Source organism: Streptomyces sp. NPDC051041 (genome assembly GCF_044456065.1).
Classification (GTDB): Bacteria; Actinomycetota; Actinomycetes; order Streptomycetales; family Streptomycetaceae; genus Streptomyces; species Streptomyces glaucus.
Window position 1 is genome coordinate 1 of sequence record NZ_JBITFM010000001.1, and the last position, 14,413, is coordinate 14,413.

A 14,413-nucleotide genomic window follows, 5' to 3' on the forward strand; every position below is an offset into this window, starting at 1 on the left:
CGCCCGTGGCCAGCATCGGCACGAACGCAGCGGTCAGCACCCCGACTTGTACGCGGGTCAGCTTCGCGCCGGTCATCGGGCACCCCCGGCGGTGAACAGAGCAGCGACGATGAGCAGGGCGCCACCGGTCATGGTCAGGTCGACCGCACGGCGCAAACAGGTGAACTTCGCGACCGCCAGCCGGGACAACCCGGCGATGTCGGCGGCCAGATCCGAGATGACGGCATCACCGATCTCGTCGGCGGTGAGAGTGGCCCACAGGGGGAAGCCGTGCCGACCACGAAGGTTCGGGCGCACCGACCGCAGCAGCAGACCGGCCGCACCGACCAGCATCGCCAGGCCGATGCCGCCGGCGATGTAGGCGGGGAGGTTCAGCGAGAGGTCGCGGGCGACCGTCCAGCTTCCGGCGAGCACCGCGCCGACGAACGCCAGCAGCAGCGCCGTCTTGGCGTCGGTCCGCGCGATCTCCGCCTTCACCTCCGCGTGCGCGGCGGTCAGGTTCCGGTCGGTGGCGCTCACGCGGCACCTCCCGGACGGGGCAGGGCGCGGCACTTCTCCGCGTGGGCCTGGGCCCAGGTACGCGCCTTCCGGGTCGCCCACTCGCTGTTTCGGTCGAACGAGGGGGGGCTGCGGCTCGCCGTGCTCATTGGCCCAAAAGTCGAAGCCCCAGTCCTCGGTGTGGTTGTCGTGGCACCCCGTGCACTTCGCGGTCGTCTCGGTGTTCTGGGAGACGTGCGTGTAGCCGGGCTGTTCGATCAGGTCGACGAGCACACCGCCGACGGTGAGGTAGCGGGCGATGACACCTTGCGGCCACTCGGTCGGCTGGATGCTCACGCGGCACCCCCCGGCAGGCTCGTGTCGGCCGCGCGGTTGAGCAGCGCGACCCGGGCGGCCAGTGCCCGACGGCGGGCCCGGCGGATACGCCGGACGTCCAGCTCGGTCGGCATGCGGTCCAGCGTCATGATCTGCGCGTCCAGCAGGTCGACGTCCGCAAGAATGACGGGCATCTCCTCCTCAATCGCCTCCAGCTCCGCGGCCGTCGGCTCACGCCAGTCGGCGAATGCGGTAACAGCGTCCTGAACAGTGACGATGTGGTCCATGGGTCGTGGTTCTCCCTTGCAGGTGAACGGCCCGAACAGCGCCCCTGGAGCTGCAACTCCGGGGGCGCGCGCCGTTCATCGGGTGTGGGTGAGGCGGGCTGGTGTGCCTACTTCTGGGTGATCGTGATGGTGCCGGTCGGCTCGTAACCCCTGCTGCGCAAGCTGCGCTCGACCGCCTTCCTGGCGGCCTGCGGCGAGGGCGCCCTCAGCGTGCCGCTCGCGCTCGTGCTCTCCCCACGGGTCAGGGTGTCGGCGATCTTCTCAGCGGTAAAGGTGTACTTCGGCATGAGGTTCTCCCCTCAGTCTCGGGACCGGCCCGGCCCGGCTCCCCTCGGCGCTGCTCGTACGAGACGAGCAGCGGAGGCAACCGGCCGCAGCAGGAGAGCTGCGAAGGGTCGAAGAGCACGCGGGCGCCGTAGCCCCGCGCCGACCGCCTTATTGGAGGAGGCGACGACCTCATCACGCTGTTGAGTTCTCAAGCAACGACCAGCCCAGGGCCCAAGGCGTGCGGCCGTAGCCGCCTTCCTGTCGGGCTGTCCCGTCCGGTGTGACTTCAGATTGACCTAGGTCAATCTGGCTGTCAAGTGGTTCGGTTGGAGGATCTGAGATTGACCTAGGTCCGGTTACTCTCGGAGGCATGGACCAGAGCGCCGAAGCGCCCAAGACATCGCCCACGGCCAAGCAGATCGCGGCGGATTTCCGCACGAAGATCACGGGCCCCGACCGCGAGTACGAGCCGGGTGACCGCCTTCCGGCCGCTCGCGCGCTCGCCAAAAAGCTCGGCGTGCAGCTCATGACCGTGCAGAGTGCGTACGGTCAGCTACGCGATGAAGGGCTGATTCTCACCCAGCAGGGGCGTGGAACATTCGTTCGCGACCCCTCCGTACCTCTCGGTACTGAACCCGGCAGCAGCCCAGCGTTCACCGCGTTGGCGGCGGAGCTGAACACGATTCATGACGCTCTCCGCGCACTCGGAGAGCGGCTTGATCGCCTTGAGCGGCTCGTGGAAGGCGAGACTCCATCTTCTTCGTGAGTTCGTCCGCACGCCTCAGCAAGCGTTCGGCCTTGGCGCGGGCCTCACTCAGGCTGGCTTGCACCAGTGCGAGTTCGGCAGGAGTCAGGCCTTCCAGCTCGTTGTTCCCTGGCATGCCCCCAGCGTGCAGCCGGAAACAGCAGTGGACCCGGACACACTGTCCGGGTCCATCTCTCTTGCTGCTCAAGAGAGTTGAATGAGCGTCATCGCGTGACCTGATTCACCGTGCTCAACACCGCTGCCCAGGGAAGGTCACGTCTTGCCGGCGCCTCCCGAGGCTCGTACAGCGGCCACACCTCCGGCCCGTAGACCAGGTGCACGCCTCCCGCCCGGAGAGCGTCGATGTGGCGTTGCCACGACGGATGCCGGGCGTGCGCAGCGTTCACCCTTGGGAAGACGACGACGGGCAGATCGAGGGTGCCGATCGCCTCGCCGACCTGCGTCAACGCCTGGTTGTCCATCACGCCAGTCGCAAGTTTGGCAACCGTGTTGGCGGATGCAGGAGCGACGACGTAGCAGTCGACCGGTGGGTGCGGTCGAGCCTCTCCCGGCGACCTGGGTTGGTCTCGGACCGGTAGCCCGGTCAGCTTCTCCAGCCGCTCGACTTCCCCGCTCAACCGAAGCCATTGACCGGCGTTCGGGGTCAGGGTTACGGCCACCTGCCACCCCTGGCTCATCGCCGGCTCGACAAGGCTGGTCCGCAGACCTTCCACGCCACCGGCCGCCGACCCCACTACTCCCAGCACCCCTGGCTTGCTCGAACTCACTGCACCGCCCTGCACCGTTGTGCCATCACGAACACCTCAGAGGAGCGCGAGCCGCCCGTCACCGGTGACTGTTTGATCAGGTCTCGCAGCGTCTCGCGAACCCTGGGATTGTTGCGTACAAGCTGGGGGGAGGTGCGCTCAGCGGTCCGAAGTTCCTGGAACGCATCGTCTCCACGGCCGGCGAGCGACAGGGCGCGCGCGAAGTCGATCCGATGGGACACGCTCCGCTCCTGCGGCATGTGGTCGACGTTGATACGGCCGTACTCCACCACGTACGCCACGTTGTCGAGGTCCAGCTCGATGGATACGCGGTGCAGCAGTACGTTCGTGGGCCCGAACCCCGTCTGCCAGTAGTTTTCGTCTGAGCCGAGGTTTTCCGCAAGTTCTTCGGCTCGATCCAACAAGCCGGCCGCGGTAGATCGGTCTTGGTGGCGGGCCGCTGCGACAGCGGCCCGCAGGTGGATCATCCCCAGCAGGCTCAATGCCGCGGGGTCGTTGTCGGTCACCTGAGACGAGAGCCATGCGGCGGCCGTGTTGCCCAGCTCCAACGCGTCGTCGTACCTGCCGTTGGCCAGTAGCGCGTGTGTGCCGGACCGTGCGGCGGACGCCAGAACGAGCGGGTCGTCGGACTCGTCTGCGGCACGCATCGCGCGCTCGGCAGCGAGCCATGAGATGTCCGATTCGCCGATCTTCGCGAGCGTCGTTGCTGCAAGGTGGTGGGTACGGGCCGACACTGCCCAGCAGTCGCTGCGGTCCTCGCCGCGTCGTGCGGCTCGTTCCTCCAGCTCTTGAGCAGTCTGGAGGAGCGCGGGAAGCGCGGCAATGACGCTGCCAAGCCGCCCAGCCTGATAGTCGTCCCATGCCTGCTCCACGCGCACAGCCACGGGCGCGGGTGTTGGGAGCTGCACCTCAGCCTCGGGGCCGAAGAGCAGACGAGACAGCCGACGCGGGCTCATGAGCGCGTCGCGCACGGCCGGAATGTCGTCCTGCTGCTTCTCGTCCTCCATGAGCACGGTCTGACCGAGCAGGTCCCCGAGGGGCGCGCGCAGGATGCGCGACAGTTCCGCGAGCATGTCGATCCGGGGAGGTTTCCGGCGCCCCGTCTCGATCTTCGCCAGCCAGTCAGTGCTACGCCCGACCAGGCCGGCGAGCACCTCTTGCGTATAGCCACGCCGCTTCCGGTAGAACGCGATCCGCTCACCGATGCTGAGGTGATCTCCAAGGCCACGCATTGCGTGCTGCCTCCTGCTGGGTTGTAGGGGCCCCTCTACGGTATAGGGCACGGTGTTGGGCAGGGGACCTTGCTTCCCCCCAGCCCAGAACGAGCGTGGGCGATTCAATTCGCAGGGACCCGGACAGTCTGTCCGGGTCCCTGCGAGCGGGTGTGAGCCACATCGGAGGAGCCACATCTCGCCGCTGTTACGGGTCGGAGATACTTCACGTCTCTCCGTCAGGAGATCTGATGAGTAGCCAGGGCTGCACCACTCCCAGACCCCTGATGGGACGCTGCCACATGGGCATTGCCTGGAATCTACCTCCCTCTGCCCCCTCCTCACGCAGAGTGGCTTCCTCGCGGAGCTGCTCGACTAATTGCTGATCAGCCAGTACTCCGTCTTTGGGTGCTATGGCGCAGAGCCTCTCTGCGAGACTAACCGTCTGACCCAGAATAATTCCGGCTTGCGAATAAACTCGTCCGTAAGCGAGGCCAGTTCTGACCTCAGCGTATGAACCATCTGCCTCTATTTGCTCCACAGACTTTACGGCCTCTGAGTGGGTCAGCAGTAAGGCAGTTTCTGCTCCTGCGCTTGCGGAGGAGGTGATGAATGTTACGTCGCTATTACGGGTATGGAAGAATCTAGCTCCCGTAATCGCCGCAACCTGTTGGTATAGCCTTCGCAGTCTCTCGATAATCGAAACTACGTCCGCTTCCTCCAGTCTCCTGACCAGGCGGGTGAAACCGACCATCTCAAGCATCCCGACAGTCATAGCGCCCGTAATTGATTCCTCTTCCCCGGGGCCTTCGAGAGCGGCGACCTTGATCTCAAGCGACGAGCATTCGGCTTCCAGTTCCTCGGCCCGTCTGCCAACTCTATTCAACTCGTCCCTGAGTGCCGTCACTTCGTTTTCAAGTTGGGCCTTTTGTTGCAGCAGGCCGTCGCGCTCCTCCGTGACCCTATCAAGCTTCAACTCCATGATGGCGTCTCGATGCTGAAGCTCGCGCAGTTGTAGTTCAATATCATGCAGAAGAGTCTTACGGTCCTGCAGTGCCTCCGTTAAGACTCTGATCTGAATCGCACTCTGTTGTGCTTTCCTGTCAGCCTCGGCGAGCTGTTGTCGGGTTAGCTCAAGAAGACTTGCAGGGTTTCCGCGGGCTTCGACGGCTGCGCGGTACTGATTTCGCAGGAGCTCTAACGTCTCATCCTTAATCGACTCGCCCCTGTGGGCGGCAACATCTCGTGCTAGCTCTAGGATGAATTCCCAGGGAGGCAGTCGAGACCCATTTAGGTATCGCGAAATCGCTCCAGCATCGCGTGAACGGCGCACCGCATATCGCCTGACTGACGTTTCTAGTCCATTGAATAGCACGCGGAGGCTATTGGCCAGGGATCTAGCTTCGGCTGGTAACTCACCATCGAGAGGCCTCAGAAGAGCTGGAACGTTCTCGTTAGCCATAGAGGTCTCCTCACGCACGTGTTGCCAAGTGGTTGGCAACACGTGCCACGTCGCGCAACAGGGCCGTAGTCGAGAAGTCTAGGCAGCGACAACCCGCCATGCAGACGAAAGGTGTTGTTCGTTGATCCCGGTTCCCGGCTCTCGCTATCTGGCAGCTGTCCAGCGTGTGGCTCTCGTCTTGCTCCTGGTGCCTCCCTTGCTGATCGTCACCGTGGCGTGCGTCCCTGCCCTACTGATATTGCCGTTCAGTCGAGCTGGGTGCGACCGAGCAGGGATGCTTATTGGGCGCTTCGTCAGCTGGACACGAACCCTTCTCCACGGTGTTCGCCCGCTCGATTGACGCAGGTGTGCCCCCGCTTGGACCTGCTGGAGCGGGGCCGTCCCTGGGCCGTCGGAGGACGGCCCAGGGTGACCACCAACGACCAACGCCGACCACTCGACCGTTGGTCCACGCTGCGTCTACGTCTATTGCCTGAGGTCACGCCCGAGCTGGGTCACTTCCTGCGCAACAAGCGGCAGGAGTGGGAGGAGTACCGCTCCGAGGTCACCGCGTTCGAGCTGCGCAAGAACCTGCCGGTGCTGTAGGCGCGGGTCGGAGCGGGCTGCCGCCGGTCCGATCCCGCCGGGCCGCCCGACCGGGGTCAGGCGGCCCGGTCCCCCGGCGGCAGCGCCAGCACCGCGACGACGGCCCGGTGGTCCGTCCCCGGCACGGTGCGCTCGCCGACGGAGATCCCCGCCAGGCCGGGGCCGTGCAGCACGTGGTCCAGCTGGATCAGCGGGGGGACGAGGGCATGGCCGACGGGCCAGGTGCGGGCCCAGCCCCGGCCGAGTTCGGCGTGGGTGTCCGTGAGGCCGGCCGCGAGCAGCCTGCGCATCGGGGTGTGGTCGAGGGAGGCGTTGAAGTCGCCCAGGAACACGGTGTCCGGGCCGCTGCGCCGGGCCAGGGAGGCGAGGGCGGTCATGTCCCGCGTCCAGCGCTCCGCGTCTCCGAGCGGGTAGTAGGTGTGGACGGCCACGAACCGCACCCTGCGCCCGCCGACGGTCGCCTCGGCGGTGGTCTGGGGCCAGGCGGTGTCGGCCCGCGTCGTGCCGGCGCGGGACAGCGGGCGCCGTGCGTAGATCGAGGAGTCGTACTCGGGGTGGAGTTCCCGGTACGGCATCAGCGTGTCCAGGCCCGCGGCGTCGAGCGCGGCCACCCCCTTCGACGGCAGTTGCTGCACGGCCAGCACGTCGATCCGCTCGGCGCGGACCAGCTCCACCAGCGCACGGGCGTCGGCGCCGCCGCCGTCGGCGTTGACGGTGGCGACGCGCAGCCCGGCCGACCCCGGCGGCACGTGCCGGCTCTCGGGTACGAACCGCGGCGCCAGCAGCGCCACGTGGACGGCCGCCACGACCGCGGCGACGGCCACGGACCACCGGGACCGCAGGCCGGGGGCGGCGGCCAGCACGCCCAGCACCAGCACACCGAGGACGGCCGCGCAGGGCAGGAGCACCAGGGGCACCGCGAGCGGCGTTCCCGCGTCGAGTCCCGTCAGCCGGACCACGAGCGGGGCGGCGGCTACGGCGAGCGCGACGCCGCAGCCCAGCCGTGCCCACGCGCGTCCGCGCCGGCCGGGTGTCCGCCGCCGGTCCGCGTCGCGGAGGGCGCCGGTGGCCGTGTCCGTCATTCGTCCCACCCCGGAGTCGTGTCCGGCGAGACGCTCGTGATCACCGGTTCCCGGTAACGGGACGCCGGCGCGGGTGCGCGCGGTTCCCCGTGCGGTCGGCCGCCGGGCCCTCCCGCCGCTCAGCGCCCCGGCGTGGACCGGAAGGGCCCGCGGCACGCCGGGCGCGCGGGGCCTGCGGTGTCGCGCCGCCGGCCCCTCCCCGCGCGTGGGCGCGCTCCCACAAAATCCGGAGGAAAACGTTCCGTAACTGCGCGGAACCTTGCCAGTTACTCCCGCACCACTCTACTGTCGCCGCCAGAAAGCGCTTTCCCAACCCATGAGCCGGGTCGCGCGGCCGCTTCCGGCCGCTCCGCTGACATGCCCATGTCATATGACGGGTCACGCCCGGCATGCGAGGACGAAAGGCGAGGCGAGGATGAGACGACCAGTCGCTCTGCGACTCTCCGCGGCGCTGGCCACGGGGGCCCTTGCGGCCGTGGCCGGTGTGGCCCTGTCGCTGCCCGAAGCGGCGGCGGCGACCACCGGAGCCACCGGCTACGCGACCCAGAACGGCGGGACCACCGGCGGCGCGGGCGGACAGACGGTGCGGGCCACCACGGGAACCGCGATCCACCAGGCCCTGTGCAGCCGGGCCAGCAGCAGCACCCCGATCACCATCCAGGTCGAGGGGACCATCAACCACGCCAACACCGCCAAGGTGTCGGGCAGCAGTTGCAGCACCGCGGCCGGAGTGATCGAACTCAAGCAGATCAGCAACGTCACGATCGTCGGAGTCGGCAGCGGCGCCGTCTTCGACCAGCTGGGCATCCACATCCGGGAGTCCCGCAACATCATCATCCAGAACGTGACCGTGCGGAACGTCAAGAAGTCCGGCTCGCCCACGTCCAACGGCGGCGACGCCATCGGCATGGAGAGCGGCGTCCGCAACGTCTGGGTCGACCACGTCACCCTGGAGGCGTCGGGCGGCGAGTCGGAGGGCTTCGACGGCCTCTTCGACATGAAGGACGACACCCAGTACGTGACCCTGTCCTACAGCGTCCTGCGCAACTCCGGCCGCGGCGGCCTCATCGGCTCCAGCGAGAGCGACACCTCGAACGGGTACGTGACGTTCCACCACAACCTGTACGAGAACATCGACTCCCGGGCGCCCCTGCTGCGCGGCGGCATCGCCCACATCTACAACAACCACTACAGGAGCCTCAACGAGTCCGGCATCAACTCCCGTGCCGGGGCCCGCGCCCGGGTGGACAACAACTACTTCGAGGACTCCAAGGACGTCCTGGGCACCTTCTACACCGACGCGGCCGGGTACTGGCAGGTCAACGGCAACATCTTCGACAACGTGACCTGGTCCGCCCCCGGTGAGGACACCAACCCGGCCGGTCCGGACCCGCAGTCCAACACCAGCGTCAGCGTCCCGTACTCCTACAGCCTCGACGCGGCGAACTGCGTGCCGAGCGTCGTCGCCCAGACGGCGGGCGCCGGCAAGGGCCTGAAGGTGTCGGACGGCAGCTGCACGCCGCAGAACCCGGGCCCGACGCCGACCGACCCGACGCCGACCCCGACCGACCCGACCCCGCCCAGCGGGACGAACCTCAGCCTCGGGGCCGGCGCCGACGGTTCCAGCAAGGCCGACGGGACGAGCTACGGCAACGTGCGGGACGGGGACCTGAGCACCTACTGGTCGCCGGCCGGCTCGACCGGTTCCGTCTCGGTCAAGTGGGGGTCCGCCACCGGTGTCTCCAAGATCAACATCCGGGAGGCGGCGGGCTCCGCGGGCGTCATCGGGTCCTGGCGGGTCGTCAACGGCGACACCGGCGCCGTGCTGACCTCCGGCAGCGGCGCGGGCGTCATCAGCTTCCCCAAGGTTTCGCTGAAGAAGATCACCTTCCAGATCACCGGCTCGACCGGCACCCCGAAGGTCGCCGAGTTCGAGACCTACGCCGGCTACTGAGGTTGAACTCGTGATGTCGTGTCCTTGCTCAGTGAGCCGAGGCACGATAGTTGTCACATAGGCACCTTGTTGTCACCGTGGCCGGGGTTGGTGGGCGTTGTAGCCGGCTGAACGCTGACGCCAGTTGAGGCAGCAGTGGACTGTCGGTGGCTGGTGGCAGGATCACCGGCATGGTTTTCGTACGTACTACTCCGCCGCGGCCCGTCCAGGTCACCGCGGTCTTCCCCGAGCTGGCCCCATTGGCGCGACCTGCCATCCGGTTGCATCCACGTCCGGGGTCGCCTTCGGTCAGGGACAGCTCGGTCGGTGGGCCGTTGCTGTGGCCAGCAGGGGAGCCGTGGCCGCACTGCGAAGACGTGCACCTGCACGTGGACACTGGATTTCGTGAGTCACTGACCGAAGTGCGGCTCCAGAGACGCTTGCAGTCCCGGTGGCGCCCTGATGACCGGCCTCCCGCGTACACGCCCGAGGAGGAGGCGCTCAAGGAACGCGCTGCCGCGCGACTCGCTGAACGGCTCGACGCCGGCCCTCCCTGGCCCGCCGAATGCCCGGTCCCGCTGTTGCCCGTGGCTCAGCTGTTCCTGCGTGACATACCCCTGTTGCGGCCGCCCGGCCAGGCCGATCTGCTTCAGGTTCTCTGGTGCCCGTACGAACACGAACCGGACTACAAGCCGTCGACCGCGCTGTTCTGGCGGTCGGCCGTAGAGGTCGGCGATATCCTCGCCACACCGCCGGAACCGTACGAGGCGGACTATCCGGGTTATGTGCCAGAGCCGTGCGTGCTGGCGCCAGAAGCGATCACCGAGTACCCCAACAGCCTGGATCTGAGCCCGGAGCTGCAACGGATGCTGGAGGACTGGAACAGGTGGCAGGCGGCCGGTGCCGGCGTGGACAGCTCCTACGCGCGGTATCCGCGCGAGTTCTATTCCATTCATCTGGGCAATGCACCCGGCTGGAAGGTCGGTGGCTGGCCCCCTTGGGGCCGTACCGACCCGAACCCCCGGCACTGCGCTGTGTGCGGGGTGCAGATGATCCCGCTGCTGACGATTGCTTCCCGGGAGTGGGACGGCGGTGAAGGTCACAGCTGGGCGCCGCAGGAAGAGCAAGCTACCGCCCTCGCTGGCTCTCGCGGCCCGGGCCAGTACCCCTCGCAGCCGACGAGGGTAGAAGTAGGCAGCACGGACAACATGCAGATCTACGTCTGCCCGGCCTCCCCCGAACACCCACACAGAGACCTGATCCAATGAACTGTCGGCCTGCCACACACCCTCCTGCAGACGGGGACAGGAACGCTGCCGAGTCAGGGCTTGTGACGAACCGCTTGTCTCACCGGTGACAACCAGGCTGCTTCCTCCGGTCGAAACCGCAGGTCGACGGAGGCCGAGGATGACAACTATCTCACTTCGGCTCACTCAGGTGGGTCTGATGTCAGGCCGGTCTCGGCGAGGCAGCCGTCGATGAGGTGGCTACGGTACTGGATGTGCCGTAGACCGCGTCGGATGCGCTGGATGAGGTGTTCGGGGGTGTGGAAGGCGACGTGGGAGAGCCAGCCGCGTCGCAGGAGGGACCAGATCCCTTCGACGGGGTTGAGGTCGGGTGCGTAAGGCGGCAGGTAGTAGATGGTCAGCCAGTCCCGGGCCGCGGCCCATTCCCGCAGGTCGGCGGCCTTGTGGACGTTGAGGTTGTCCCAGATGAGCACGATCGGGCCGCCGAGCTGCTGGTGGGCGGCGATCAGCAGGTCGCGGTAGTCGCGCCAGGAGAAACTCTTGCGCCCGTCCCGGCTGCCGTCGTCCCGGCGGGGCCGGTAGACCAGCCTCGACCGGTGGCCGGGTTTGTAGCAGGTCAGCGCCGCGATGGAGACCCGTCTGCGGGAGCGGCCGCGGACCCGCACCACCGGGGTCCGGCCGCGCTGTGACCAGGTCCTGGACTGCGGCGGCGTCATGGAGAATCCGGCTTCGTCCTCGAAGACGAGCCAGGCTCCACGGGCCGCCGCGAGCCTTCCGCGCAGGGCCACACCTCCTTGACCCACCCGGCCACCGCCTCGTCGTCCCGCTCGATCGCGCGTCTGGCCGGGACCTGGCAGGACCACCCGTTACGCACCAGCAATTTGCGCACGCCCTGGATGGTGTAGGTCAGGTGGAAGCGCCGGCCGATCAACGTCTTGATCCGCGCGAGCGTCCACCGCTGGTCTTCCCAGCCGTGCGCGGCCGGCCCCTTGACCAGCTCCGCCTCCAGCTGAGCGAACTGCTTCTCGCTCAGCCTCGGCAGCGACGCCGGCCCCTGCGACCGCAGAGCCCGCGGACCACCCTCATCCCACATCTGCCGCCATCGCTGCACCGAGCGGACGCTGACCCGCAGGTCCTTGGCGATCACAGAACTCGCCTCGCCCCGGGCGAACCTCTCGGCTGCCCTGAGTCGTAACTCCTGGCGAAACTGCTGCCGTTCGGCCGTCAGCCCGCCCCCTTGTGGATACCGCATGTACCGGTGATACCGCAGCCGACGACCAGCCGTCAGCCCCTACGACTCCACGAGTTCAACCTCAGTAACCGGCCCGGGGGCCGTCCCCGTGACGGCCCCCTCCCGGCACGTCACGGGGCGGCCGTTCCCCCGGCACACGTCACGAAGCGGCTCCACGCGGCCGTCGTGAGGATGAGGCGGGGGCCGTCGGGGGCCTTGGAGTCGCGGACGTGGACGGCGCCGGGGGCTGTCGCGATCTCCACGCAGTCGTTTCCGTCACCGCTGCTGCTGTGGCTGCTCCTGCGCCACGCCGACGTGGGGGAATCCTCGGTGGAGGGGGTATGGGTCATGACTCTCCAAGCATCTGCTCGATGAGGGCCCGCGATTCTCGGGGCGTGAGGGCCTGGGCGCGGATCATGCCATAGCGCAGTTCGAGGATCCTCAGCTGCTTCGGGTCGGTCACCGGCCGCCCGGCGAACGCCCCGTCGGAGCGCCCGACCGCAGTGCCGTCGGGAAACTTCAACACCTCGATCAGCCCGCCCGTCCCGAAGTGGTCCTCGATGTCGGTCGGCATCACCTGGATCGACACGTGCCGCAACTTCCCGAGTTCCAGCAGGTGTTCGAGCTGCCGACGCCACACCATTCTGCCCCCGACCGGACGGCGGAGCGTCGCCTCCTCCTGGACGAAGCTGAGCGCAGGTGCCGGTGACCTCTCGAAGACCGAACGCCGGGCCAGCCGTGCGGCCACCATCCGTTCGGTCTCCTCCTCGGTGTAAGCGGGAAGCCACACCTCGAACAGCGCCCGCATGTGTTCCTCGGTCTGCAGCAGGCCGTGGATGTTGTGATTGCTGTACAGCCCGATCTCGACCGCACCGGCCTCCAGCCTCGCCAGGTCCCGCACCTTCTTCGGATACCGGACCTTCGCCACGTCCTCCTTCATCGCGGCGAGCAGCCCGCCCGCCCCCAGCACCTCGTCCGCCTTCTCCAGGTACTCGGGCCGGGGGATCCGCTTCCCGCTCTCGACCTTGTAGACGAGGTCCTCCCCGTACCCCGCCGCCGCCGCGAAGTCCGCGGCCCGCATGCCCACGGCCTCCCGGCGCAGCTTCAGCTGCCGCCCCACCGTGGCGACGACGGCCACCCCCCATTCGTCGTCCGGGTCGACCTCCCACCCCGGCTCGTCCGCTCCCGTCCCGTCCTCGGGCCGTACCGCCCCGCCGTCCACCGACATCCGCACCCCTTCGCCGTACGTGTGCGCCGTACGCGTCGTATCGCGACGGGGGCCACGGTAGGCGGGGCGGCGGCGCCGGGTGACGCGAACGGGCTCCGCGGCACGCCAACGGGTGACGCGGGCCGTTCCCGTGACCGGCAAGGTCCGTTTCCCGCGCGCGGCGCCTGATCGATCCGGCACGGCGGGGTACCCGGGGGCCATGTTCTTCTTCTTCAGCAACCGGATCGGCTGTCTCGGCTCGCTGCTCGTCAGCCTGGTGGCGACCGTCGTCCTGATCATGATCTTCAGCCGCTGACCCGCCGGCTCGCCCGGTCCCGCCCGTCCGCGTCCCGGTCCCGGGGCACATGGAGGAGCCCCGCGCCTCGGGTCCGAAGCGCGGGGCTCCGCTCGAACGCGCCCGGTGCCGGCGGGCGGCGCGGCGGACCTCAGCCGCCGGGGCCGCGCTGCCGGGCCTCGTCCGCGAGGTGCCGGCCGGAGTCCCGCGCCTGCTCGGTGACCTGGCCGGTCTGGCCGCGCGCCTCCTCCTGCGTGGTGCGGGCGGCCTGCGCCGCGGTGTCCTTCACCTCCGCGGCAGCGCTCTGCGCCACCTCCTTGGCGCCTTCCTTCAAGTGCTGGGCGGACTCGGCGGCGGCCTGCTTCACCGGCTCCAGCGCCTCACCGCCGCGTTCCATCAGATCGGAGGCCTTCTGCTGCTCGGCCTCGGAGGCGGGCAGCAGCGAGGACGCCAGCAGCCCGACGCCGAAGGCGACCAGGCCGGCGGCCAGCGGGTTGCCCCGGGTCCGGCGGCGGGCCATGTCGGGCGCCTGCTGCACGGCCTGTCCCGCCTGGCCGACCGCATCGCGTGCCGAGCCGGCCACCCGCCCGGTGCCTTCCTGGAGCGAGCCGGCCACCCGCCCGGTGCCCTCCTGGAGCGAGCCGGCCGCCGACTGCGCGGTGTGCGTCACGCCGTGGGCGGCGTCCGACGCGGTGCCCATGACCCGTTCGCGGATGCCCGCCACCGCGCCGCGCATCCGTTCCGTGCGGCGGCGGACCACCCGCCGGGGGCTGGTGCGGTCGGCGAGCTGGTCCACGTCCGCGGACAGCTGGCCGCGCGTGGCCTCTATCTCGGCCCTCATTTGGTCGGGTGACGTGCCCATTCCGCGTTCTCCTTCATCGTCTCGACGGTTCGCTCGGGCTTCGGTGAGACGGTGCGCATCCGTGCGCGCCCCTTCTGGTACAGCACGGCCGCGACGACGGCCCACACCGCGGCGACGATCAGCGCGGCCCAGCCCCCGTCCATCACGTTGGCCAGCCCCAGCACGGCGGCCAGCGACAGGAACAGCAGGACCAGGTAGCCGGCGAAGCCGGCCCCGCCGTACATCCCGGCGGCCTTGCCCGTCTTGGTCGCCTCCTCCCTGACCTCGGCCTTGGCCAGCTCGATCTCCTGGCGGAAGAGGGCCTGCAGGTCCGAGGTGATGACGGACAGCAGCTCGCCCACGGACCTGTCCTGCCCCTGCGGCTCGGCCGAGCCGGGCGTGGGGGGGATCGAGGTCAT

General features: G+C 68.5%; 16 protein-coding genes and 1 pseudogene. 4 read left to right on the forward strand and 13 right to left on the reverse strand.

The features are described 5' to 3' along the window. Nucleotides 1-72: 72 nt before the first annotated feature. The 3 genes from ACIBAI_RS00005 to ACIBAI_RS00015 form a co-directional block, all read right to left on the reverse strand. Nucleotides 73-519, reverse strand: coding sequence for a Pycsar system effector family protein (locus tag ACIBAI_RS00005; RefSeq protein WP_399030704.1), 447 nt, complete (start codon nucleotides 517-519; stop codon nucleotides 73-75). 311 nt (nucleotides 520-830) lie between these two features. Continuing rightward, entirely contained in the window at nucleotides 831-1,100 is a 270-nt protein-coding gene (locus ACIBAI_RS00010) for a DUF6284 family protein (RefSeq protein ID WP_399030101.1), read from the reverse strand. Between the two features lie 107 nt (nucleotides 1,101-1,207). Next, the gene (locus ACIBAI_RS00015; RefSeq protein ID WP_399030102.1) at nucleotides 1,208-1,387 is read right to left on the reverse strand and encodes a hypothetical protein; all 180 of its coding nucleotides are present in this window, start codon (nucleotides 1,385-1,387) and stop codon (nucleotides 1,208-1,210) included. 350 nt (nucleotides 1,388-1,737) lie between these two features. Here ACIBAI_RS00015 and ACIBAI_RS00020 point away from each other — a divergent pair, with 350 nt between their 5' ends. Beyond that, complete coding sequence (locus tag ACIBAI_RS00020) at nucleotides 1,738-2,133, forward strand: GntR family transcriptional regulator (RefSeq protein ID WP_399030103.1); 396 nt, start codon at nucleotides 1,738-1,740, stop codon at nucleotides 2,131-2,133. 203 nt (nucleotides 2,134-2,336) lie between these two features. Here the strand turns inward: ACIBAI_RS00020 and ACIBAI_RS00025 are convergent, their stop codons facing one another. The 3 genes from ACIBAI_RS00025 to ACIBAI_RS00035 form a co-directional block, all read right to left on the reverse strand. Beyond that, a complete protein-coding gene (locus tag ACIBAI_RS00025; protein WP_399030104.1) occupies nucleotides 2,337-2,915 on the reverse strand; it encodes a flavoprotein in 579 nt (192 codons plus the stop codon). Further along, nucleotides 2,897-4,132, reverse strand: a complete 1,236-nt coding sequence (locus ACIBAI_RS00030; RefSeq protein ID WP_399030105.1) for a helix-turn-helix domain-containing protein — start codon at nucleotides 4,130-4,132, stop codon at nucleotides 2,897-2,899. The genes ACIBAI_RS00025 and ACIBAI_RS00030 overlap by 19 nt, the downstream gene beginning before the upstream one ends. A gap of 205 nt (nucleotides 4,133-4,337) precedes the next feature. Further along, complete coding sequence (locus ACIBAI_RS00035) at nucleotides 4,338-5,573, reverse strand: hypothetical protein (RefSeq protein ID WP_399030106.1); 1,236 nt, start codon at nucleotides 5,571-5,573, stop codon at nucleotides 4,338-4,340. Nucleotides 5,574-6,071: 498 nt separating this feature from the next. Here ACIBAI_RS00035 and ACIBAI_RS00040 point away from each other — a divergent pair. Next, a pseudogene (locus tag ACIBAI_RS00040) lies at nucleotides 6,072-6,158 on the forward strand (glutamine synthetase); the annotation flags it as partial. A gap of 56 nt (nucleotides 6,159-6,214) precedes the next feature. Here ACIBAI_RS00040 and ACIBAI_RS00045 read toward each other — a convergent pair. Then, a complete protein-coding gene (locus tag ACIBAI_RS00045) occupies nucleotides 6,215-7,240 on the reverse strand; it encodes an endonuclease/exonuclease/phosphatase family protein (RefSeq protein WP_399030108.1) in 1,026 nt (341 codons plus the stop codon). Nucleotides 7,241-7,655: 415 nt separating this feature from the next. Between ACIBAI_RS00045 and ACIBAI_RS00050 the strand changes: the two genes are divergently transcribed. Continuing rightward, on the forward strand, nucleotides 7,656-9,194 hold the full coding sequence (locus ACIBAI_RS00050) for a polysaccharide lyase family 1 protein (protein WP_399030109.1): 1,539 nt from the start codon (nucleotides 7,656-7,658) through the stop codon (nucleotides 9,192-9,194). 170 nt (nucleotides 9,195-9,364) lie between these two features. Then, on the forward strand, nucleotides 9,365-10,441 hold the full coding sequence (locus ACIBAI_RS00055; RefSeq protein WP_399030110.1) for a hypothetical protein: 1,077 nt from the start codon (nucleotides 9,365-9,367) through the stop codon (nucleotides 10,439-10,441). 161 nt (nucleotides 10,442-10,602) lie between these two features. Here ACIBAI_RS00055 and ACIBAI_RS00060 read toward each other — a convergent pair whose 3' ends face one another. From ACIBAI_RS00060 to ACIBAI_RS00085, 6 genes are all read right to left on the reverse strand, one after another. After that, entirely contained in the window at nucleotides 10,603-11,136 is a 534-nt protein-coding gene (locus ACIBAI_RS00060) for a transposase (protein ID WP_399030705.1), read from the reverse strand. Further along, on the reverse strand, nucleotides 11,133-11,672 hold the full coding sequence (locus ACIBAI_RS00065; protein ID WP_399030111.1) for a winged helix-turn-helix domain-containing protein: 540 nt from the start codon (nucleotides 11,670-11,672) through the stop codon (nucleotides 11,133-11,135). Before ACIBAI_RS00065 ends, ACIBAI_RS00060 begins: the two co-directional genes overlap by 4 nt. A 110-nt stretch (nucleotides 11,673-11,782) precedes the next feature. Further along, the gene (locus tag ACIBAI_RS00070; protein WP_399030112.1) at nucleotides 11,783-12,001 is read right to left on the reverse strand and encodes a DUF397 domain-containing protein; all 219 of its coding nucleotides are present in this window, start codon (nucleotides 11,999-12,001) and stop codon (nucleotides 11,783-11,785) included. Beyond that, nucleotides 11,998-12,879, reverse strand: a complete 882-nt coding sequence (locus ACIBAI_RS00075) for a helix-turn-helix domain-containing protein (protein WP_399030113.1) — start codon at nucleotides 12,877-12,879, stop codon at nucleotides 11,998-12,000. Before ACIBAI_RS00075 ends, ACIBAI_RS00070 begins: the two co-directional genes overlap by 4 nt. A 425-nt stretch (nucleotides 12,880-13,304) precedes the next feature. After that, nucleotides 13,305-14,015, reverse strand: coding sequence for a DUF3618 domain-containing protein (locus tag ACIBAI_RS00080; RefSeq protein WP_399030114.1), 711 nt, complete (start codon nucleotides 14,013-14,015; stop codon nucleotides 13,305-13,307). Continuing rightward, nucleotides 13,991-14,413, reverse strand: a complete 423-nt coding sequence (locus ACIBAI_RS00085) for a phage holin family protein (protein WP_399030115.1) — start codon at nucleotides 14,411-14,413, stop codon at nucleotides 13,991-13,993. Before ACIBAI_RS00085 ends, ACIBAI_RS00080 begins: the two co-directional genes overlap by 25 nt.